The organism is Arthrobacter sp. NPDC058097 (assembly GCF_042884885.1).
Classification (GTDB): domain Bacteria; phylum Actinomycetota; class Actinomycetes; order Actinomycetales; family Micrococcaceae; genus Arthrobacter.
Genome location: NZ_JBHVSZ010000007.1, coordinates 294,116 through 314,585, shown reverse-complemented (window position 1 = coordinate 314,585; position 20,470 = coordinate 294,116). Strand labels below are relative to the sequence as shown.

19 protein-coding genes and 2 tRNA genes are annotated in these 20,470 nt (G+C 66.7%); 13 read left to right on the top strand and 8 right to left on the bottom strand.

Annotated features, from left to right (window positions below):
* Nucleotides 1–71: 71 nt before the first annotated feature.
* Entirely contained in the window at nucleotides 72–1,043 is a 972-nt protein-coding gene (locus ACFVTE_RS14525; RefSeq protein ID WP_387101451.1) for an acyl-CoA thioesterase, read from the bottom strand.
* 63 nt (nucleotides 1,044–1,106) lie between these two features.
* Here ACFVTE_RS14525 and ACFVTE_RS14520 point away from each other — a divergent pair, with 63 nt between their 5' ends.
* On the top strand, nucleotides 1,107–1,784 hold the full coding sequence (locus ACFVTE_RS14520; RefSeq protein WP_387101449.1) for a hypothetical protein: 678 nt from the start codon (nucleotides 1,107–1,109) through the stop codon (nucleotides 1,782–1,784).
* An 18-nt stretch (nucleotides 1,785–1,802) separates the two neighbouring features.
* On the opposite strand, the gene ACFVTE_RS14515 is transcribed toward ACFVTE_RS14520, so the two are convergent.
* The 4 genes from ACFVTE_RS14515 to pepN form a co-directional block, all read right to left on the bottom strand.
* Nucleotides 1,803–2,276 (bottom strand): globin, encoded by a 474-nt coding sequence (locus ACFVTE_RS14515; protein ID WP_387101447.1) that lies wholly within the window; start codon nucleotides 2,274–2,276, stop codon nucleotides 1,803–1,805.
* A gap of 2 nt (nucleotides 2,277–2,278) precedes the next feature.
* On the bottom strand, nucleotides 2,279–2,938 hold the full coding sequence (locus ACFVTE_RS14510; RefSeq protein WP_387101445.1) for a mechanosensitive ion channel family protein: 660 nt from the start codon (nucleotides 2,936–2,938) through the stop codon (nucleotides 2,279–2,281).
* Nucleotides 2,939–3,045: 107 nt separating this feature from the next.
* A complete protein-coding gene (locus ACFVTE_RS14505) occupies nucleotides 3,046–3,525 on the bottom strand; it encodes an OsmC family protein (RefSeq protein ID WP_387101443.1) in 480 nt (159 codons plus the stop codon).
* Nucleotides 3,526–3,528: 3 nt separating this feature from the next.
* A complete protein-coding gene (gene pepN / locus ACFVTE_RS14500) occupies nucleotides 3,529–6,081 on the bottom strand; it encodes an aminopeptidase N (RefSeq protein ID WP_387101441.1) in 2,553 nt (850 codons plus the stop codon).
* Nucleotides 6,082–6,299: 218 nt separating this feature from the next.
* Here pepN and ACFVTE_RS14495 point away from each other — a divergent pair, with 218 nt between their 5' ends.
* The 4 genes from ACFVTE_RS14495 to ACFVTE_RS14480 all read left to right on the top strand — a co-directional run bounded on the left by ACFVTE_RS14495 (nucleotide 6,300) and on the right by ACFVTE_RS14480 (nucleotide 9,366).
* Nucleotides 6,300–7,331 (top strand): hypothetical protein, encoded by a 1,032-nt coding sequence (locus ACFVTE_RS14495; protein ID WP_387101439.1) that lies wholly within the window; start codon nucleotides 6,300–6,302, stop codon nucleotides 7,329–7,331.
* 123 nt (nucleotides 7,332–7,454) lie between these two features.
* On the top strand, nucleotides 7,455–7,949 hold the full coding sequence (locus ACFVTE_RS14490; protein WP_377952821.1) for a ribose-5-phosphate isomerase: 495 nt from the start codon (nucleotides 7,455–7,457) through the stop codon (nucleotides 7,947–7,949).
* Nucleotides 7,949–8,863: an Fpg/Nei family DNA glycosylase gene (locus tag ACFVTE_RS14485; RefSeq protein WP_387101437.1), complete on the top strand. Its 915-nt coding sequence runs from the start codon at nucleotides 7,949–7,951 to the stop codon at nucleotides 8,861–8,863. Before ACFVTE_RS14490 ends, ACFVTE_RS14485 begins: the two co-directional genes overlap by 1 nt.
* Nucleotides 8,864–9,057: 194 nt before the next feature.
* On the top strand, nucleotides 9,058–9,366 hold the full coding sequence (locus ACFVTE_RS14480; RefSeq protein WP_387101436.1) for a hypothetical protein: 309 nt from the start codon (nucleotides 9,058–9,060) through the stop codon (nucleotides 9,364–9,366).
* 66 nt (nucleotides 9,367–9,432) lie between these two features.
* On the opposite strand, the gene ACFVTE_RS14475 is transcribed toward ACFVTE_RS14480, so the two are convergent.
* Nucleotides 9,433–9,506, bottom strand: a tRNA-Gly gene (locus ACFVTE_RS14475).
* Nucleotides 9,507–9,645: 139 nt separating this feature from the next.
* On the opposite strand from ACFVTE_RS14475, the gene ACFVTE_RS14470 reads away from it, so the two are divergent.
* From ACFVTE_RS14470 to ACFVTE_RS14445, 6 genes are all read left to right on the top strand, one after another.
* Nucleotides 9,646–9,720 (top strand) — tRNA-Pro (locus ACFVTE_RS14470).
* 79 nt (nucleotides 9,721–9,799) lie between these two features.
* On the top strand, nucleotides 9,800–11,191 hold the full coding sequence (tig, locus tag ACFVTE_RS14465) for a trigger factor (RefSeq protein WP_387101434.1): 1,392 nt from the start codon (nucleotides 9,800–9,802) through the stop codon (nucleotides 11,189–11,191).
* A gap of 243 nt (nucleotides 11,192–11,434) precedes the next feature.
* Nucleotides 11,435–12,049 carry an ATP-dependent Clp protease proteolytic subunit gene (locus ACFVTE_RS14460; protein ID WP_377996106.1) on the top strand — a complete coding sequence of 205 codons (615 nt, stop codon included), beginning with the start codon at nucleotides 11,435–11,437 and terminating at the stop codon, nucleotides 12,047–12,049.
* Between the two features lie 38 nt (nucleotides 12,050–12,087).
* The gene (locus ACFVTE_RS14455; RefSeq protein ID WP_377952825.1) at nucleotides 12,088–12,747 is read left to right on the top strand and encodes an ATP-dependent Clp protease proteolytic subunit; all 660 of its coding nucleotides are present in this window, start codon (nucleotides 12,088–12,090) and stop codon (nucleotides 12,745–12,747) included.
* A 202-nt stretch (nucleotides 12,748–12,949) separates the two neighbouring features.
* The gene (clpX, locus tag ACFVTE_RS14450) at nucleotides 12,950–14,236 is read left to right on the top strand and encodes an ATP-dependent Clp protease ATP-binding subunit ClpX (protein ID WP_354259346.1); all 1,287 of its coding nucleotides are present in this window, start codon (nucleotides 12,950–12,952) and stop codon (nucleotides 14,234–14,236) included.
* A 121-nt stretch (nucleotides 14,237–14,357) separates the two neighbouring features.
* On the top strand, nucleotides 14,358–14,972 hold the full coding sequence (locus tag ACFVTE_RS14445; protein ID WP_387101431.1) for a DsbA family protein: 615 nt from the start codon (nucleotides 14,358–14,360) through the stop codon (nucleotides 14,970–14,972).
* Nucleotides 14,973–15,324: 352 nt separating this feature from the next.
* Here ACFVTE_RS14445 and valS read toward each other — a convergent pair whose 3' ends face one another.
* Entirely contained in the window at nucleotides 15,325–17,946 is a 2,622-nt protein-coding gene (gene valS / locus ACFVTE_RS14440) for a valine--tRNA ligase (RefSeq protein WP_387101430.1), read from the bottom strand.
* A gap of 83 nt (nucleotides 17,947–18,029) precedes the next feature.
* On the opposite strand from valS, the gene ACFVTE_RS14435 reads away from it, so the two are divergent.
* Nucleotides 18,030–18,404 carry a DUF488 domain-containing protein gene (locus ACFVTE_RS14435; RefSeq protein WP_387101428.1) on the top strand — a complete coding sequence of 125 codons (375 nt, stop codon included), beginning with the start codon at nucleotides 18,030–18,032 and terminating at the stop codon, nucleotides 18,402–18,404.
* 59 nt (nucleotides 18,405–18,463) lie between these two features.
* Entirely contained in the window at nucleotides 18,464–19,243 is a 780-nt protein-coding gene (locus tag ACFVTE_RS14430) for an SDR family oxidoreductase (protein ID WP_387101426.1), read from the top strand.
* 1 nt (nucleotide 19,244) lies between these two features.
* Here ACFVTE_RS14430 and ACFVTE_RS14425 read toward each other — a convergent pair whose 3' ends face one another.
* The gene (locus ACFVTE_RS14425) at nucleotides 19,245–20,318 is read right to left on the bottom strand and encodes an endonuclease/exonuclease/phosphatase family protein (protein WP_387101424.1); all 1,074 of its coding nucleotides are present in this window, start codon (nucleotides 20,316–20,318) and stop codon (nucleotides 19,245–19,247) included.
* Nucleotides 20,319–20,470: the final 152 nt, after the last annotated feature.

The following is a 20,470-nucleotide window of genomic DNA, read 5'->3' as shown; positions in this document are numbered from 1 at the left end:
GGGTTGATCTGACCAGATCAACCCGGGGCCGGCCCTTTTTCGTACCTCAGCCCTTTTCGTATCAGGGGAGGTCAGGCCTTGCGCATCTGGTGCTGCAGGATCTTGGTCTGCACGGCGCCGGCCACCTTGCTCTTGATGTCCGTCGGCACCCGCACCATGCCCTCCTGCGCCACGGATGCCACGTGCAGGCCCTCGCGGCTGAAAATCTTGCCGGTCGCGAGGCCGCGCGCTCCCTGGGCACTGGGCGATTCCTGCACGTAGAGGAGCCACTCGTCCACACGGACGGGACGGTGCCACCACATGGCGTGGTCCAGGCTCGCCACGCTCATGCCCGGCGTGATCCAGCTCAGCCCGTGCTTGCGGAGGATCGACTCGAGCAGCGTGTAGTCGCTGGCGTAGGCCAGCGCCGCGCGGTGGATGTTGGCGTTGTCCGGCATGGGGCTGAAGGTCTTCATCCACACGGCGTTGTGCGCTTCCTTCTTGCCCGTGGCCGCCACATATAGGGCGGGATCCACGTGGCGGATGTCAAAGGGCCGTTCGTACGCCCAGTGACGGGCGACGGGGTGGTCGAACTTGCCCAGCAGGTCGGCGGTGGTGGGCAGGGTCTCCGGATCCGGGATGCCGGCCGGCATTTCGGACTGGTGCTCAATGCCCTCGTCGCCGGCCTGGAACGAGGCGATCATGGACAGGATCGGTGTGCCGTCCTGGTAGGCGTGCACGCGCCGCGCGGAGAACGAGCGGCCGTCCCGCAGACGCTGGACCCCGAAGGTGATGGGCTTGTTCGCATCTCCGGGCCGGAGGAAGTAGCCGTGCATGGAATGGACGGTGCGCTCCTCGTCCACGGTGCGCATTCCCGCGATCAGTGACTGGGCCAGGACCTGGCCGCCGAAGACGCGCTGGTGAGGCTGGCGCTGCGACGGACCCATGAAAATGTCCTCATCAGTGCGGGCGCCTTCCAGCTCGCCGAGGTCCAGCAGGTCGAGGAGCGAGGTCGTGGGGTCATTCGTGGGCAAGGCCTGCAATCCGGCGTCCGCTTCAGTCATGGTTTGACTCTAGACGGCGCCCCGGCACCGCTCAACCGAGCCCCAGCCGGTAGTGTTCTTAACGTGTCTGATCTCCTTACCCAGTCTTTCCGCTTCGCTGACCCCCGCGACCTCGCCGACCTGAAGACCTTTGTCACCCGTGCCAAGGCCATCGATGACGGTGCCATCCGCCTGCAGGCGGCCGGCACGGTTCTGGCCGCCTACGTCTGCGTGCTCCGGCCCCGGATCCTCGGGGAGTCCACGCCCACGATTCTCGGCCTCCGCACGATGGCGCTGGCAGAGCCGTCCGCCGTCGACGTGACCGTTCCGCTCGCGGCCGTCTTGGACCGTCTGGCCCGGGCAGGGGAGAACGACGCCGATCTTCCGGTCCCGCCGTCGACCGTCACCGAGTCATGGGCCGGCGTGGGTGCACCGCGCAGCGGCTGGGAACTGGTGGACTCGGTGCCCGACGCCGAACTGCGGCAGGTTGCCGAAGCGGGCATCGCCGAGGTGGCCGGGATAGTTCCGGACAAGCCCGGGGCCCTGATCGTCAACAATGCCCGGGCCGCCGTCTGGGGGCGCGGGCTGGAGGAACGGCACGGGGTGCCCGCCGGGGCGGCGTTCGCCGCCCTAACCCTGGGTTTCCTGGGCGGGGACGAACAGGCCGGCGACGAACAGAAGCTTTACCGTTCCGGGCGCTGGTTCCGCCTCAGCGGCAGCCGCGGACACGTGCTGGCGCGGACGGGCGCCGGCCTGCTGTAGGCCGGGGACGCAACCGCCCTAGCCCTGGGCGTCGGACGGGCTGTTCACCATGGAGAGCGCCGCGCGCTCCATGTAGTCCCACAGCGTTCCCTCATGCAGCGGCGGCAGGTCCAGGGAATCGATCGCGGTCCGCATGTGGTGCAGCCAGCGGTCCTTCGCCTCGGGCGTCACCCGGAACGGCATGTGGCGCATCCGCAGCCGGGGGTGGCCGCGCTCCTCGCCGTAGGTGGTGGGGCCGCCCCAGTACTGCTCCAGGAACATCAGGAAACGCCGCTTGGCTGGCCCCAGGTCCTCTTCCGGATACATGGGGCGCAGCAGCGGATCGGTGGCAACGCCGTCGTAAAAGACGTCAATGAGCTTCACGAACGTCTCGTGGCCGCCCACGGCGTCGTAGAAGTTGTCCGTGTACCCGGGCTGGCTGAACGGATCGTTGCGCATCAGCGGCTTGCGGACGCCCGGCTCCGGCGGAGTGGGGAGGGAGGGGATGGTCATGGCTATTCTCCGGCCTTCTGCTGGGGTGCGTGCTCGGCTTCGGCCGAATCGTCCGCCTCGGCGGGCGCGACGTAGTTTCCCTGCGAGCGGTTGCCCACGCGGAGGATCTCGCCGTTGCGCAGGTACCAGATGGCGCCGTTCTCGTCGCGGACGCGGGTAATCCTCAGCCCGATCGACTCCACCACGCCCACCACTTCGCTGGTTTCGATGATGTCGCCAATGCCGTACTGGTCCTCGATGGTGATGAAGATGCCGGCAAGGAAGTCCCTGATCAGCTGCTGGGCGCCAAAGCCGATGGCGATACCGAGGATTCCCACGCTGGTGAGCAGCGGCGCCACATCGACGTCGAGGTTCTTCAGCATGTAGATGCAGGTGATGACGGCGATGACCACGCCGATGCCACTCTTCAGCAGCGAGCCGATCGTGTTGGCCCGCTGCACGCGCCGCTCATGGTCCAGGGCGCGCAGCGCCGGGGCCACCCAGCGGAAGTGCGGTTTCTTGAACAGCGACGTGCCATTCGCCACGCGCCGGGTGATCCTGGCGATCAGGAAACTCGCGATCAGCCACAGGACGATTCCTGCGCCAAGGCTGATGGCCACGCCGGCCAGGTCAAGTCCGGTGGGCTCCAGTGAGGCCGAGGGCGTTGTGAACATGCTGTACATCTGCAGGAAGGCTCCTTGCTGCTGTCCGGCGGCGGCCGGTCTCCGCGTTTACCGGGGAGACCGGCCGCTCTTTGGTCGCTTTTAAGCCTAGCGGGGTCTGCGGCTGGCTATGGACTTCCGGCTGTGGTAACGGGAGCGTGCAGGACGGGGAAATTTACGCTACGGGCAATGAAACACACCTGGTTGGCCTCATGGTGCATCTGTTCCGCCAGCGCAATGTGCTCCGGATCCGCCACTGTCACCTGCGGGCGGAGCGTGACGGTTTCGAACTGGCCGCTGCCGTCCCGGTTCAGCCGCATCATGCCCGTGGCGTTGTCCTCATAGGACAGGACCACCACGCCATGCTTTACCGCCACGTGCAGGAAGGAGAGCATGTGGCACTGCGCCAGCGCCGTCAGCAGCAGCTGCTCGGGGTTGTACCGGGAGCGGTCGCCGTGGAAGGTGGGGTCGGCCGAGCCCTGCAGGACCGGCAGCCCGGGAATCTCGATGTCGTGGTCCCGGGAGTAGGCCCGGTATGACGACGTGCCGCTTCCAAGGTTGCCGGTCCAGCGGACCCGCAGTGCATAGTGGTGCTCGTCGAGCGCCACGGCCTAGACGTCCGCCGCGCGGGCCCGCAGCGCCCGGGCCACGCCGTCGCGGTTTTCCAGCATCATCCGGCGCAGCGCAGCGCTCTCCTCCGGCAGGGAAGCCAGGAACTCGTCGGTCCGGTCCACGGTGGCCTGGCTGGTCAGCTGCGCCGGGTACAGTCCGAGAACGATCTGCTGGGCCAGGGCAAAGGTCCGTTCAGCGACGATCCCCGGCACGGCCTCGAAGTACTTCTCCGCGTACGGCTCCAGCAGCGCCGTGTCCAGGACCCGGGTGAAGCCGGTGACGGCCGAGGCCTGGATCGCGTTGGAGAGATCGCCCTTGACGACGATCGACTCCCAGGCCTCCGCCTTCGCCTCCGGCGTGGGGATGGCAGCCTTGGCCAGGGCGGCCGCGTTCTGGCCGCTGGAGGTGTTGTCCCGTTGCAGTTCGGCGTCGATGTCCGCCTGGCCCAGCCTGCCGCCGGCCACGAGGGCGGCCACGAGCTCCCAGCGGAGGTCCTGGTCGACGGTCAGTCCGGCAAGGGTGACGGAGCCGTCCAGCAACCCGGCGATCCGGTCCAGCTGCTGCGCGCTGCGGGCCAGGAGGGCGAAGGACTTGATGAACTGCAGCTGGGCGTCGGAACCGCCCGGAACGTCGCAGGCCAGTTCCCACAGGCGGTCGACGGCGGCGACGGTGGTGGCTTGGCGGTGCTCCTCGGCCACGTAGAAGGTGAGCGTGGTGGCGAGCTGCCGCAGCTGCACGAGGATCACCGAGGAGTCAGACTCCGAGGCGATGTTGGCCAGGATCAGCTCGACGTAACCGCGGGCGGGGCTTTCCCCGTCCCTTGCGGCGTCCCAGGCCGAGCCCCACACGAGTGTCCGCGGCAGGCTCTCGCGGAAATCCTTCAGGTGGGCCGTGGCCGTGGCGAGGGACTGCTCGTCCAGGCGCACCTTGGCGTAGGCGAGGTCATCGTCGTTAAGCAGGATCAGGTCCGGCCTTTTCAGTCCGGCGAGTTCCGGCACCTCGGTGCGTTCGCCGTCGACATCCAGTTCCTCACGGTGCACGCGCTCCAGTGTCCCCTCCTCGGTGAGGTCATAGAACCCCACGGCCAGGCGGTGCGGGCGGATGGTGGGCTGCTCGGCAACCGCGGACTGCAGGATTGCGAAGGACGTGATGGTGCCGTCGGCGTCCACCGCCAGCTCCGGCTTGAGCGAGTTCACGCCCGCCGTTTCCAGCCACAGCCGGCCCCACTGGTCCAGGTCGCGTCCGCTGGCCTTCTCCAGTTCGACCATCAGGTCAGCGAGCTCGGTGTTCCGCCAGGAATGCTTGGCAAAGTATTCGCGCACGCCCGCCATGAACTTGTCCGGCCCCACCCAGGCCACCAGCTGCCGGAGCACCGAGGCGCCCTTGGCGTAGGTGATGCCGTCGAAGTTCACCTCGACGTCATGCAGGTCGTTGATTTCGGCGAAGATCGGGTGGGTGGTGGGCAGCTGGTCCTGGCGGTAGGCCCACGACTTTTCCACCGAGGCGAACGTGGTCCAGGCGCTCTGGAACTTGGTGTTCTCCACCGCGGCCAGGTGCGACATGTATTCGGCGAAGGATTCATTGAGCCATAGGTCGTTCCACCAGCGCATGGTCACGAGGTCGCCGAACCACATGTGGGCCAGCTCGTGCAGGACGGTGATGGCGCGGCGCTCCACCTGCGCCTCCGGAACCTTGCCGCGGAAGACGTAGCCCTCGAGGATGGTGACCGCACCGGCGTTCTCCATGGCGCCGGCGTTGAACTCCGGCACAAACAGCTGGTCGTACTTCTCAAACGGGTACGGGCAGCCGAACTCGGCCTCGAAGAACTCGAATCCCTGCCGGGTGAGCTCAAAGATGTTGTCCGCGTCCAGGTACTGCATGAGGGACTTGCGGGCGAAGACGCCCAGCGGCACCACGCGGCCATCCGAACTGGTGACGTCGCTGCGCACCGACTGGTACGGTCCGGCGATCAGCGCTGTGACGTACGAGGACAGGCGGGGCGTGGGCGGAAAGTCCCAGACCGAGCGGGCGCCGCCGTCGTTCCCGGGTTCGGCCGCCACCGGCTCCGGCGTCGGTGAATTGGAGATGACGTCCCAGTGCGAGGGCGCCGTGACGCGGAACCGGAACGTGGCCTTGAGGTCGGGCTGTTCAAAGACGGCGAACATCCGGCGCGAGTCCGGCACCTCGAACTGCGTGTACAGGTACACCTCGCCGTCAACCGGGTCCACGAAGCGGTGCAGGCCTTCGCCGGTGTTCATGTAGGGGGCATCCGCCACCACTGTCAGTTCGTTGTCCGCAGCCAGGTCCGGCAGCTGGATCCGCACGCCGTCGGAGATCTCGGCGGGGTCCAGTTCGCGGCCGTTCAGCGTGACGCTGTGGACAGCCTCGGTCACGGCATCGATGAACGACGACGAGCCCGGCTCCGCCGTGAACCTGACGGTGGTGGTGGAACCGAACACCGTCTCACCCCTGGTCAGGTCAAGGCTGACATCGTAGGAGTCGACGGTAATCAGGGCGGCGCGCTCGCGTGCTTCGGCGCGGGTCAGGTTCATGCCTGGCAAGGTTGTGCCTCCAGAGGTTGGGGTGGCCGGACCAAACCGGCCCGCCGGCTGCTGCGCACGGTGTTCACGCGCGCGGTTGCATCACTGTGAAGCCATTGTTTCATTCCGGCGCCGCTTGGCAAGTAGCGTGGGTCACTTCGGGGCGCAGTTCCGGGCCGTTCGTTGCGGGAGCCATCTCCAGCCGCCCGGCGCGGGGGTAGCGTTAAGGCATGGGAAAGATCCTCGATGCTGTGGACACCAAGGCGCTGCGGTTCGCGATCGGCTTCCCAGTGTTGCTTGCCGCGGGGTTCGCGGTCTGTGCCGTGCTGTTGCGGCCGGACCTGCCGGAACCGCTGGCGGTCATGTGGAATAACGACGGCGGCACCGCCTTCGCGCCGTTCCCCGCCTTTGTGGGGGGCGGGGCTGCCATGATCGTCCTCGTCGGCTGGCTGGTGCTGCTGCAGTCCGTGCCGCTTTCGCGGCCAACCGTGATGCGCCGGATCATGATGGGCGCAGGGCTGACGGTGAGCCTGTTTGTCACCACCGTGCTGGCGGCCGCCCTCGTGGGCCAGGCCGGGGTGGCAGACGCCAGGGAGTCCAGTGTGGACGTGATTGTCCTGGCCTCCGGCAGCGGGGCCGCGCTTTCCCTGGGGGTCGTCATCGGGTTCGTCTTCAAGGCGGACCACCAGTGGACGCCGGAGGATGACCGTGCCCTGCAGCGGGCGCTGGAGCAGGAGCTCGACCCCGACCTTGCCGGGGATTCCGTGCGGTTCTGGGTGCATGCGCGCAGCTCCGTCTTTGTCATGATCGCCATCGCCAGCCTGTTTCCCGCTTCGCTGATTGCCATCGTCGTGCCGTGGCTGGGTGCCCTGCTGGTGGCGGCCGCCCTGGTCGGGGCCGCGTTCCTGTTCGCCAGGGTCACCGCGGACCGCAGCGGGCTTCGCGTCTTCCTCGCCGGCATCCTCCGGGTCATCGACGTCCCCGCCACCGCCATCTCTGCCGCCCAGCCGGCTGACGTCCGCGCCGCCGACTACGGCGGGTGGGGCTACCGCAACCACGACGGAACCGCAGCAGTGCTCGTCAGCAGCGGCCCCGCCGTCGTCGTCCGCAAGACCGACGGCCGCCGGCTTGCCGTAAGCGGCGGAAACCCCGACTCCGCCGCCCTCCTCGCCGAGGTCCTGACCCGCGTTGCGGCAAGGGCACGCCGCGACATGCGCCCGCCGGACAACCGCCCGCCGGCCCAGGGCGACGCGGAAGCGTAGCTGCCGCGTAACGGCCCGGGCGGCACCCCGCCGGCGCCAGCACACCGAGTACTCTTGGATCTGTTGATTTGACCTGTACCAGCCCGGCCGCGCCCCGGTGCTCATGACTGAACGGAAGCTACCGTGACAACAAACCCTGCCTTTCCGCGGGTCCACATCGCCACCGACCACGCCGGCATGGAACTGAGTGCCCATCTGGTCAAGCACCTGACGGCGAACGGCTACGACGTGGTGGATCACGGCCCCAAGGAATACGACGCCCTGGACGACTACCCGTCGTTCTGCATCAAGGCGGCGCTCGCAGTGGTGGCGGACCAGGAAGCCGGCGTCCACGCCCTCGGCATCGTGCTGGGCGGATCCGGAAACGGCGAGCAGATCGCGGCCAACAAGGTCAAGGGCGTCCGCGCGGCCCTGGCCTGGAACCACGCCACTGCAACGCTGGCCCGCGAGCACAACGATGCCAACGTGGTGGCGGTCGGCGGGCGCCAGCACAGCGTCGAGGAGGCTACCTCCCTGATCGAGGCCTTCCTGCAGGAGCCCTTCAGCAACGACGAGCGGCACGTCCGCCGCATCGGCAAGATCGCCACCTACGAAACCACCGGCGAGATCGTCGAATAGTGCCGGAAGGCCACTCCATACACCGGCTGGCCCGCCAGTTCGGTGACGTGTTTGCCGGTGAGCGGCTGGCTGTCAGCAGCCCCCAGGGCCGGTTTGCCGCCGGCGCCGCCCTGCTGGACGGGCACACAATGGTGCACGCGTCCGCGCACGGCAAGCACCTGTTCCTGCATTTCGAACACGGGCTGGTGCTGCACGTCCACCTCGGCCTGTACGGGGCGTGGGACTTTGGCGGCGACAGCCATTTCCGCGGGGCGTCCAGCATCGGCGCTCCCCGCAGGGTGGGGGAGCGGGAAGTGGCCGACGACGGCGCCGGGCTCACCGGCGGGACCGCCCCCGCCGGGTACGCCGGTCCGCCGGCGCCGGTGGGCGCCGTGCGGGTGCGGCTGGTGAGTGGCCACGGCTGGGCCGACCTCCGCGGCGCCACCACGTGCGCGGCCATCACCGACGCCGAGGCGGCGGCCGTGCTGGACAGGCTGGGCCCCGATCCGCTCCACAACGCCGGCGGCAGCCGGGACGACTTCATCCGGCGCATCCTGGCGAAGCGGACGCCGGTGGCCACGCTGCTGATGGACCAGAAGGTGATTGCCGGCGTCGGGAACGTCTACCGGGCCGAAGTGCTGTTCCGCGGCAGGATCGACCCCCTGCTTCCCGGCCGTGCGCTCGGCGAGGACGCCGCCGGCCTCCTCTGGGACGACACCTCCGCGGTGATGGCCGACGGCGTCCGTGACGGGCGGATCATCACCACCACCGCCGGCTTCTGGACCCGGAGCGATCAGCTTCCGCTGGGGGAGGAGGCCCACTTTGTCTACCGCCGCCACGGCCAGCCCTGCCGGGTCTGCGGTACCGCGGTTGCGTTGGCCGAACACGCCGCCCGCAAACTGTACTGGTGCCCGTCCTGCCAGCAGCCCGCCTGAGGCGCTTTCCAATGCCTGACCGGCGATGACTGACGGGCCTGTACGGGAGTATTCCTGGGAGCAGGTCTGTGCCAGGCGCCTGGAGCGCCAGAGGCTTGCGGCGCCTTCGCCATCCGGCTCCCCGTCCGACATCGTGCGGGCCATGTGCGGCGCGCATGCGCAGGTGATGCCCGGCGGCCGAGCTGTCCTTGGGGATGCGGAGCACCGTGCTGTCCCGCGCGGACGTGCGCAGCTCCCTCTGGGAGGACGGAACCCTGGCCAGGACCTTCGGGCCGCGGGGCACCGCGGGCTTCCGCGGAGCGCTGTGCTTTGGCGCCGGCAGGGGCAGGTCAGCGACGTATCGCAATCCCGGGCAGCTAATTCCCGGCTTCCGGCCCGCCGAAGCCGGGAGGGCGCTCGGCTGGCTGCTCCGGACCTACCTGCAGGCGTACGGCCCCGCTACGCCGTCCAACTTTGAAGTCGGCCTCACCCTCGGCAGGGTGGACATCGGGGGCCACGCCTAGGCCGGGACCAGATGACGGCCAGGGCTTAACGCGAAAGAGGCCCCTCATCGAGGGGCCTCTTTCCGGTGGAGGGGACGACGGGAATCGAACCCGCGTAATCAGTTTGGAAGACTGAGGCTTTACCATTAAGCTACGTCCCCGGAGGAAAGCGCTGCGGCGCACTGGCCTTTGGCTTTTCTTCGGCGGCTGTTCAAGCCGGATATAACTAAACCTAATTCATGCCCCAAGTGTCAAATGTGCAATCGCGGCAGGGATGAACGTAGACTGTCCTGTGCATTACGGGGTGTAGCTCAGCTTGGCTAGAGCACCTGCTTTGGGAGCAGGAAGTCGCAGGTTCAAATCCTGTCACCCCGACTCTGCGGCCCGGGCCCCAGGCCTGGTCACAACAACGCGTTTGCAGAAACCATCCAACAAAACCAGGAGTACTTAGACCGTGAAGAGCGCTGTCGAGAACCTCACCCCCACGCGGGTCAAGCTCAATGTTGAGGTCCCCTTTGAGGAATTGAAGCCCAGCATCGACGAGGCATACAAGACTGTTGCTTCGCAGATCCAGGTTCCTGGCTTCCGTAAGGGCAAGGTTCCCGCCAAGCTGATCGACCAGCGCGTCGGCCGCGGCTACGTCCTGGAGACCGCCATCAACGAGGGCCTCAACGGCTGGTACCAGGCTGCTGTCCAGGAATCGGGCATCCGCCCGCTGAGCCGTCCCGAGGTTGAGATCACCGAGGTTCCGGACCCCTCCGCCACCGACGGCGAGCTGAAGTTCCAGGCCGAGGTTGACGTCCGCCCCGAGATCGAACTGCCCGACTACTCCGGCATCAAGGTCGAGGTTGCCGCAGCCGAGTCCTCCGACGCCGACGTCGACAAGGCCCTGGACGAACTGCGTGGCCGCTTCGGCACCCTCAAGACCGTGGAGCGCCCGGCCGCTGACGGTGACTTCCTGAGCATCGACATCACGGCCAGCATCGACGGCGCCGAGGTCGACTCCGCCTCCGGCCTGTCCTACCAGGTTGGCGCCGGCACCATGCTCGAGGGCATGGACGAGGCCGTCACCGGCCTGAGCGCTGACGAGGACGCCATCTTCGACACCACCCTCGTGGGCGGCGAGCACGCCGGCGAGCCGGCCCAGGTCAAGGTCGTCGTCAAGTCCGTCAAGGAGCGCGAGCTGCCTGAGGCGAACGATGACTTCGCCCAGCTGGCTTCCGAGTTCGACACCCTGTCCGAACTGCGCGAGGACCTCGCCAAGCAGGCCGCCGACTCCAAGGTCGTCGAGCAGGGCGTCGAAGCCCGCGACAAGGTCCTGGACAAGCTCGTTGAGCTGGTTGAGGTTCCGGTTCCGGACTCCGTCGTTGAAGAGCAGCTCGAGCAGCACTTCAAGGCCGAGAACTCCCACGGTGAAGGCGAGCACGACACCGAAGAGCACCGCGCCGAGGTCAAAGCCAACACCGAGCGTGCTTTCCAGAACGAGATCATCCTCGACGCCATCGCCGAGAAGGAAGAAGTCGGCGTCAGCCAGAACGAGCTGATCGACTACATCGTCACCACCGCCAGCCAGTACGGCATGGACCCGAACCAGTTCGCCCAGATCATCGACCAGAGCGGCCAGGTTCCCATGATGGTTTCCGAGGTTCGCCGCCGCAAGGCGCTGGCAGTCGTCCTGGGCCAGGCCGAGGTCACCGACTCCGAGGGCAACAAGGTTGACCTGAGCGACTTCGTCCGCCCCGGCGGCGAAGAGGCTCCGGCCGCCGAAGCCGAAGCGGAAACCGAAACTGAAGAGGCAGCCGGCGAGACCGTCGCGAACGACGATCCCGCGGCCGTGAAGTTCTAGCAGCTGCACACATCAGTGGCGCCAGCCCCCGGGTCCTCGGATCCGGGGGCTGGCGCGTTAACGGCCGGTGTACAGCTCCCGCGGGCAATCGTGCGCCGTCAGCGAACAGTGCGATTCCGACGAACAAATCCGCTCCGAAAGCGGTTAGTGTCCAAGTAGTGAAGTTCAGTGATGTCGAACCGTAACGTCACCGTCACCAGCGAGAGGTAAGTACAAATGTCACAGCAAGCAGCGGCCCCCCGCATGGCAACCGTCGATCCTGCAGCCCAGGACAACTACATCTACAACCGCCTGCTGAAAGAGCGCATCATCTGGCTTGGCTCCGAGGTCCGCGACGAGAACGCGAACGCCATCTGCTCACAGCTGCTGCTGCTTTCCGCCGAGGATCCCAACAAGGACATCTACCTCTACATCAACTCGCCCGGCGGCTCAGTGACGGCCGGCATGGCCATCTACGACACCATGCAGTTCATCCCCAATGACGTCGTGACCGTCGCCACCGGCCTTGCTGCCTCCATGGGACAGTTCCTGCTGTCCTCCGGCACCAAGGGCAAGCGCTACGCCACCCCGAACGCCCGCATCCTGATGCACCAGCCCTCGGGCGGCATCGGCGGCACCGCGTCGGACATCAAGATCCAGGCCGAGCTGATCCTCCACATGAAGAAGGTCATGGCTGAGCTCACGGCGGACCAGACCGGCCAAACCGTGGAAACCATCCTCAAGGACAACGACCGCGACAAGTGGTTCACCGCCACTGAAGCGCTCGAATACGGCTTCTTCGACAAGATCTCGGCCCACGCAGGATCCGTCGCCGGCGGCGGCGGAACCCAGAACTCGTCATCCAACGGCCAGAGCTAACCGGCAGCAAGACAGAACTGAATCCAGGAGCAATGAACATGAACTACAATTTCGGATCGTCTGCCGGCAACCTGCCGACAAGCCGCTACGTTCTGCCGCAGTTTGAGGAGCGCACGCCGTACGGCTTCAAGCGCCAGGACCCGTACACCAAGCTCTTCGAGGACCGCATCATCTTCCTCGGTGTCCAGGTGGACGATGCCTCCGCCGATGACATCATGGCGCAGCTGCTGGTGCTGGAGTCCACGGACCCGGACCGCGACATCACCATCTACATCAACTCGCCAGGCGGCTCCTTCACCGCCATGACCGCGATCTACGACACCATGCAGTACATCCGCCCCGAGATCCAGACCGTGTGCCTTGGCCAGGCGGCAAGTGCCGCGGCCGTGCTGCTGGCCGCGGGTACGCCGGGCAAGCGGCTCGCACTGCCCAACGCCCGCGTCCTGATCCACCAGCCCGCGCTGTCCGGCGGCCAGGGCGGCCAGGCATCCGACCTGGAAATCCAGGCCGCTGAAGTCATGCGCATGCGGACCTGGCTGGAGGAAACCCTGGCCAAGCACTCCGGCCGGACGCCGGAACAGGTCAACAACGACATCGAGCGGGACAAGATCCTCACCGCCGCCGAGGCGCAGGATTACGGCCTGATCGACCAGGTCCTCGATTCCCGCAAGATCAAGCCCCAGGCGCTGGCCCGCTAAATACGGGCACATGCCGGGCAAACAGCAGTAACGGACGCCGGTGCGGTTTAGATTTTTGAACCGCACCGGCGTCCGGTTTCCACCCCTCGGGCCGAATGTGACCTAGAGTGGATGTAATCATTGCCGGATCCGCGAGGTGAGGCTGTGATTCCAGCAACCGGAGCAAAGCTGCCCTTGCGGCAAGATACTAAGGGGTTCACATATGGCTCGGATTGGCGAGAGCGCGGATCTGCTCAAGTGCTCTTTCTGTGGCAAGAGCCAGAAGCAGGTGCGCAAGCTCATTGCCGGGCCTGGCGTCTACATCTGCGACGAGTGCATCGAGCTCTGCAACGAGATCATCGAGGAAGAGCTCGCAGAGGTCGCCGATCTGGGCAGTTTCGAGCTCCCCAAGCCCCGCGAGATCTTTGACTTCCTGCAGGAATACGTCATTGGCCAGGAACCGGCCAAGCGTTCCCTGGCCGTCGCGGTCTACAACCACTACAAGCGGATCCAGGCCGGCCACGCGCCCAAGAGCGGCACGCTGGCCGACGGCGTCCACCACGACGACGTTGAGATCGCGAAGTCCAACATTCTCCTGATCGGCCCCACGGGCTGCGGCAAGACCTACCTTGCACAGACCCTGGCACGCCGGCTGAACGTCCCCTTCGCCGTGGCCGACGCCACCGCCCTGACCGAAGCCGGTTATGTGGGCGAGGACGTCGAGAACATCCTCCTCAAACTCATCCAGGCCGCCGACTACGACGTCAAGAAGGCCGAACAGGGCATCATCTACATCGACGAGATCGACAAGATCTCGCGCAAGAGTGAAAACCCCTCTATTACCCGCGACGTTTCCGGCGAGGGGGTGCAGCAGGCGCTGCTGAAGATCCTGGAAGGTACAGTTGCCTCGGTCCCGCCGCAGGGCGGCCGCAAGCACCCGCACCAGGAATTCATCCAGATCGACACCACCAACGTCCTCTTCATCGTTGCCGGCGCCTTTGCCGGCCTGGAGGACATCATCGGTTCCCGCTCCGGCCGCAAGGGCATCGGCTTCGGTGCGCCGCTGAACGAGGTCAAGAACACCGACTCCTACGGCGAGGTGATGCCGGAGGACCTGCTGAAGTTCGGGCTCATTCCGGAATTCATCGGCCGCCTGCCGGTCATCACCACGGTGTCCAACCTTGACCGTCCCGCCCTGATCCAAATCCTGTCCACGCCCAAGAACGCGCTGGTCAAGCAGTACCAGAAGATGTTCCAGTTGGACGGTGTGGAGCTGGTGTTCGACGACGCCGCCCTGGACCTGATTGCCGACCAGGCCCTGGAACGGGGGACCGGAGCCCGCGGACTGCGCGCCATCATGGAGGAAGTCCTCCTGCCGGTCATGTTCGACCTGCCCAGCAGGGACGACATCGCCAGCGTGGTCATCACCGCCGACGTGGTGGCCAAGAAGGCCCAGCCCACCATGATCACGCACGACGTCGTGGCCAAGCGCCGGAACAAGTCCGCCTAGTTGGAGGGAATTGGGCTGGTCGGAATAAATCCACCCGGTCCGTCGCTGTCGCTTAAGTGCGCCCTGCAAGTATGGCTTAGCCACGCGCCACACCCCGAAGACTTCCCTGAGGAGATTTGCTGTGTCTGAGAACGCCGCCAACAAGGCCGACTTCTGGTTCGACCCGCTCTGCCCGTTCGCCTGGATCACCTCCCGCTGGATTGGTGAGGTGGAAGGCGTCCGCAACATCGAGACGGAGTGGCACGTCATGAGCCTGTCCGTGCTGAATGAAGGACGCGACCTCGACCCCAAGTACCGCGAAGCCATGGACAAGGCCTGGGGCCCGGTCAGGGTCATCATCGCCGCGCAGGAGAAGCACGGCGACCACGTGGTCAAGCCGCTCTATGACTCGATGGGCTCGCAGATCCACGACGGCGGTGAGAAGGACTTCTCGATCGTCATCAGCAAGGCCCTTGCCGAGTGCGGCCTCCCGGCCGAATTGGCAGCCGTCGCCGGCTCCGACGAGTACGATGCCCAGCTGCGGGCCAGCCACGAAAAAGGCATCTCCCTTGTGGGCCAGGACGTGGGGACCCCGGTGGTGGCCTTCAACGGCACCGCCTTCTTCGGACCCGTCCTCACCCGCATTCCGCGGGGCGAGGAAGCCGGGAAGATCTGGGACGCGTCGGTGACCCTCGCGGCCTACCCGCACTTCTTCGAGATCAAACGCAGCCGCACCGAAAGCCCTGCCTTCGACTGATCTGCGCCTTCGACTGACCTGCGCGGTCGGCTGACCTGTCAGAGCCCCGGCAGAACTACATCAGAGTAGTTCCGCCGGGGCTCTTGCGCATCCGGTACCGGAGGACAAAGATAGAACTTACCCACTTCGAAAGAAGCGGGACGCAAGAACCAATGATTCAGTGACATGCTTCCAACGCAGCCTTCGGCAAAGTTAGAAGCAGGCTACCGGTGACAAGGTAGGAAGACCTGAAACTTCTGAGGATCTTGCCAGACTGTCAAAGATGTCACCAGACAGCCGAAAAGTCGAAGCCCCACCAACGGCAAAACGCTGATGGGGCTTCCCCTTTGCCCTGAATAAGGGCCTGGCCGTATTAGGCCTGCGCCGGTTCCTCGGCCGGGGCCAGCTGCACGTCACTGACCGTGAGCTCGCCCTCGCCCGTGTTGAGCGAGATTTCCTGCGCGTTGGCCGCGGCCTTGAGGTCACCGAGCCCGGCCTGAAGCTGGGCCACGAGGGTCTCCGGCGCAGTGATCGTCGCCGACAGCACCTCCGTGCGCTGCTTGACCTTGGCCTCGGACTTGGCCTTCCGGATGCCGCTGAGGGCAACGCCCACGGTGCCCAGCATGCCGGTGTCGCCGTCGGTGATCTCCAGCGGCGCCGGCCAGGCGGCGCGGTGCACGGAACCGGTCCGCCACCAGCCCCAGACCTCCTCAGTGGCGAAGGGCAGGAACGGCGCAAAGAGACGCAGCAGCGAATCGAGCGTGGTGGCCAGGGCGGCCAGCACGGAAGCCTGCTCGGTCTCCCCGGCCGCACCGTAGGCGCGGTCCTTGATCAGCTCGACGTAGTCGTCGGTGAACTGCCAGAAGAACGATTCGCTGATCTGCAGCGCCCGGGCATAGTCGTAGTTGTCGAACGCCTTGGTGGCCTGGGCCACGACGTCGGAGAGCTGGGCCAGCAGGGCGCGGTCGAGGGGATTGGTCAGGACGGACAGGTCCGTGGAGACCACCGAGTTCTCCGTGGCGCCAAGGTTCAGGACGAACTTCGAGGCGTTCAGCAGCTTGATGGCCAGGCGGCGGCCGATCTTCATCTGCGCGATCTCGTAGGCCGTGTCGGCGCCCAGGCGTGCGGAGGCAGCCCAGTAGCGGACGGCGTCGGAGCCGTACTCGTTCAGGACGTCCGTCGGCACCACCACGTTGCCCTTCGACTTGGACATTTTCTTGCGGTCCGGGTCCAGGATCCAGCCGGAGATGGCGGCGTGCTTCCAGGGTGCCACGTCCTGCAGGGCGTCGGCACGGACGACGGAGGAGAACAGCCAGGTGCGGATGATGTCGTGTCCCTGCGGGCGCAGGTCGAACGGGAACACCTTGGCGAACAGGTCCTCGTCCCGGCTCCAGCCGCCCACGATCTGCGGGGTCAGTGAGGACGTGGCCCAGGTGTCCAGCACGTCGGCGTCACCGGTGAAGCCGTTGGGCTGGTCACGCTGGGATTCGTCATACCCGGGAGCGGCGTCAGCTGCCGGGTCAACAGGCAGCTGCTCGTCGGAGGGCAGGATGGGGGAGTCGTAGTCCGGGTTGCCCTGGGCGTCCAGCGGGTACCAGACCGGGATCGGGACTCCGAAGAACCGCTGGCGGGAAACCAGCCAGTCACCGTTCAGGCCCGCAATCCAGTTCTCGTACCGGGAACGCATGAAGGACGGGTGGAAATCGATCTCGTGGCCTCGGCCGATCAGGCGTTCGCGGCGGTCCTCGTCGCGGCCGCCGTTGCGGATGTACCACTGGCGGGAGGTGACCACCTCGAGGGGCTTGTCACCCTTTTCGAAGAAGTTCACCGGGTGGGTGATCTTCTTGGGCTCGCCGTCGAGCAGGTCCGCTGCCGTGAGCAGTTCCACTACGGCTTCCTTGGCGGAGAAGACGGTCTTGCCGGCCATGGCGGCGTAGGCCTCGCGGCCGGCGTCCGTGGTGATCCATTCCGGAGTCTCGGCGAGGATGCGGCCGTCGCGGCCTACGATCGCGCGGGTGGGCAGCTGGAGTTCACGCCACCAGGTGACGTCGGTCAGGTCGCCGAAGGTGCAGACCATCGCGATGCCCGAACCCTTGTCCGCCTTGGCCAGCGGGTGCGCCTTGACCTCCAGCTCGACGTCGAACAGGGGGGACTTCACGGTCTTGCCGAACAGCGGCTGGTACCGCTCGTCGTCGGGGTTTGCCACCAGGGCGGCGCAGGCCGCGAGCAGTTCGGGACGGGTGGTCTCGATGAAGATCTTTTCGCCGTCGGCGGTGAAGAACGGGTAGCGGTAGTACGCACCCGGCACCTCGCGGTCCTCAAGCTCGGCCTGCGCTACCGCGGTGCGGAACGTGACGTCCCAGAGGGTGGGGGCCTCGGCCATGTAGGCGTCGCCGGCGGCAAGGTTCGCGAGGAACGCGCGCTGGGAGACGGCGCGGGAGGTGTCGTCGATGGTGCGGTAGGTCAGGTTCCAGTCAACGGACAGGCCGAGGGTCTGGAACAGGTTCTCGAAGACCTTCTCGTCCTCGACCGCCAGCTCTTCACACAGTTCGATGAAGTTCTGCCGGGACACGACGTCGAAGTCCCGCTGGTTCTTCGCCGGCTGTGCCGGCGGCTGGTAATCCGGGTCGTACGGAATGGCGGGATCGCAGCGGACGCCGTAGTAGTTCTGGACGCGGCGCTCGGTGGGCAGGCCGTTGTCGTCCCAGCCCATGGGGTAGAAGACGTTCTTGCCGGTCATGCGCATGTAGCGGGCCTGCACGTCGGTCTGCGTGAAGGAGAACATGTGGCCCACGTGGAGGGAACCGGAAGCGGTGGGCGGGGGAGTGTCGATCGAGTAGACCTGCTCCCGGGTGGTGTCCGGGTCGAACCGGTAGGTTCCTTCCGCGAGCCAGCGCTGCGTGAGGGCAGCCTCCAGGCCTTCCAGGGCCGGCTTGTCGGGAACGTTGATGGGGGCGGTGGCGGGCGTGTCTGTACCCTGCGTTGATTCAGCCATGGTCCCAATTGTTTCATGCCGGGCAGTTGTTTCCTTCCCGGCGGTGGGCGCCGCAGCGCGACGGTGGGAGTAACATGCGGCCTATGGCGAAACCAGACGCTTCCTTTGCGATCAAACGCATCTACGAGGAACCAGTGGACGACGACGGCTGCCGGGTTCTGGTGGACAGGCTCTGGCCGCGCGGGGTCAGTAAGGATCGGGCCCGGCTGGAGCTGTGGCTCAAGGAAGTGGCGCCGTCCCCGCCGCTGCGGCAGGAATTCGCCCACATGCAGGAGCGGTTCGAGGACTTCCGTGCCCAGTATGAGGACGAGCTGGCGGGCAATCCGGCGGTGGACCAGCTCCGGGAACTGGCGGCGCAGCACGGGAAGGTGACGCTGCTGTACGCGGCCAGGGATCCGGACGTGAACCATGCCAGGGTCCTGCTGGAATTCCTGGCAGGTGTTGGCCCGGGAAAGTGACGGGTTCGCGGAGGTAAACATTGGGCCGGGCAGCCAACCGTTGGCGCTAGGGTGGTGCCATGACTGAGGTTTCCCCAAGCTCTGACGTGTCCACCACCAAAGCAGCCCTCGTGACGGGCGCCAGCTCCGGCATTGGCGAGGCCACCGTGCGCGCGCTCCGTGCCGACGGCTGGACCGTGTACGCCGTCGCCCGACGCCAGGAACGGCTGGCCGCGCTGGAAGCCGAGACCGGCGCCGTCGCCCTGGCCGCCGACATTTCCGAGGACACGGATGTTGCACGCCTGCTGGCCGAGGTGACTTCCGCCGGCGGGATCGACACGCTGGTCAACATCGCCGGCGGCGCCCGCGGCGCGGACCGCGTGGGCCAGGCCGTGACCGAGGACTGGGAATGGATGTACCGCGTGAACGTCCTCGGCACCATGAAGCTCACCCGCGCCTTCCTGCCGATGCTGCGCGAACACGGCGAGGGCACCGTCCTGAACCTGACCTCCACGGCCGGACTGGATGCCTACGAGGGCGGCGGCGGCTACAACGCCGCCAAGTTCGCCCAGCATGCCCTGACCGGGGCGCTTCGGCTGGAAGAGGCGGACCACAACGTCCGGGTCATCGAGATCGCGCCCGGCCTGGTCCAGACCGAGGAGTTCGCCCTCAACCGGCTGGGTGACGCTGAGTCGGCCGGCAAGGTGTACCAGGGCGTGGAGAAGCCGCTCACCGCCGAGGACGTGGCCGATGTGGTGCGCTACGCCGTGAGCGCACCGCACCACGTGAACCTCGACCAGATCGTCATCCGCCCGGTGGCGCAGGCCTCGACCTTCAAGCTGATCCGCAAGCAGGCCTGAGCTAACCCCCCACCGGGACGGCCAGCGTGGCAATCACCGCCGCATGGTCCGTCCCGGGAACGCGGTGCACGGCGTAGCCCGAGGCCGGAATGCGCGGACTGGTGATCACGTGGTCGATGGTGATGCCGGGCAGCGCCTGGCCGTCCATTGGCCACGTGGGCGTGAACCGCGCCCCGGAGGCTGTGCCGGCGTCCACCAGCTTCCGGCCGCCCGGGCCGCCGTCGAGCAGTCTGCGGAACTCCGAGTGGTCATAGGTGGCGTTGAAATCACCCAGCAGCAGCTGGTTTTCCTGGCCGTCCGCCCCGTTGCGGGCCACCAGCCGGCCCAGCGCTTCCAGGTCGCTGCGCCACTGCCCCACCCGGACATCCACCGGAGGGAGAGTGTGCACATTGGTGACCTCGAGGGTGGCTGCTGCCTTGCCGGCGCCCGCACTGCCGGCACCCCCAACGGGCACTGTCAGCCGGAAGGTCGGCATCTGGAACGGGGTGTCGGGAATCAGCCCCATGGCTTCGAGCGGGTGTCTTGAGTAGGTGGCGCTGCCGGAGCCGTTCTTTGCGGGGCTGCTGATCCGGTGGGGCAGGAGGCTCCCCAGCCCCTCGGCGGCCAGCCGGTCCTCCAACGCCTGGGTGTACTCCTGGATGGCGAGCAGTTCAACCCTGTTGTCCCGGACCAGCCGGACGATCCCGGCGGCATCGGCCCTGCCGAAGCGGGAATTGATGGTCATCACCGTCAGCGGAACGTTACCGCCGGGATCGGACGGGCTCGCCGTCGCCTGTCCTGCCGCCGACCTGGCAGCGTCCGCTTGTCCGGCGTCGGGAGCCCAGAGCCAGAAAAGCTGCGCACCGAGAAGCAGGGCGGCAGCGGCCGTGACCAGGAACCGCCGGCCCAGCAGCGCCAGGACCAGCGCCACCGCGGCGGGAATCACCAGCCACGGGGTGAAGGACAGCAGCTGGACCACCTGGGTGGGCCACTCGGCCGGGATGGCACGGAACATTGACATGGCTGCCACGGGCAGCAGGATGCAGATCACCAGCAGCCGCCAGAGGGTTTGCGCGCGGCGGGCCGAAGCAGTCATGGATCGAGTCTAGGCCGAGGCTGCCGCATGGTTATGGCCGCCGCGGCCCCAGCAGTTAGACTGGAGCCAACAGCTTTGACCCGGCCATCACCGGTGAGCTTCCGGAAGAACACCCGGCCCGCGGTGCGGACAACCGATCGCGGGGGACCAGG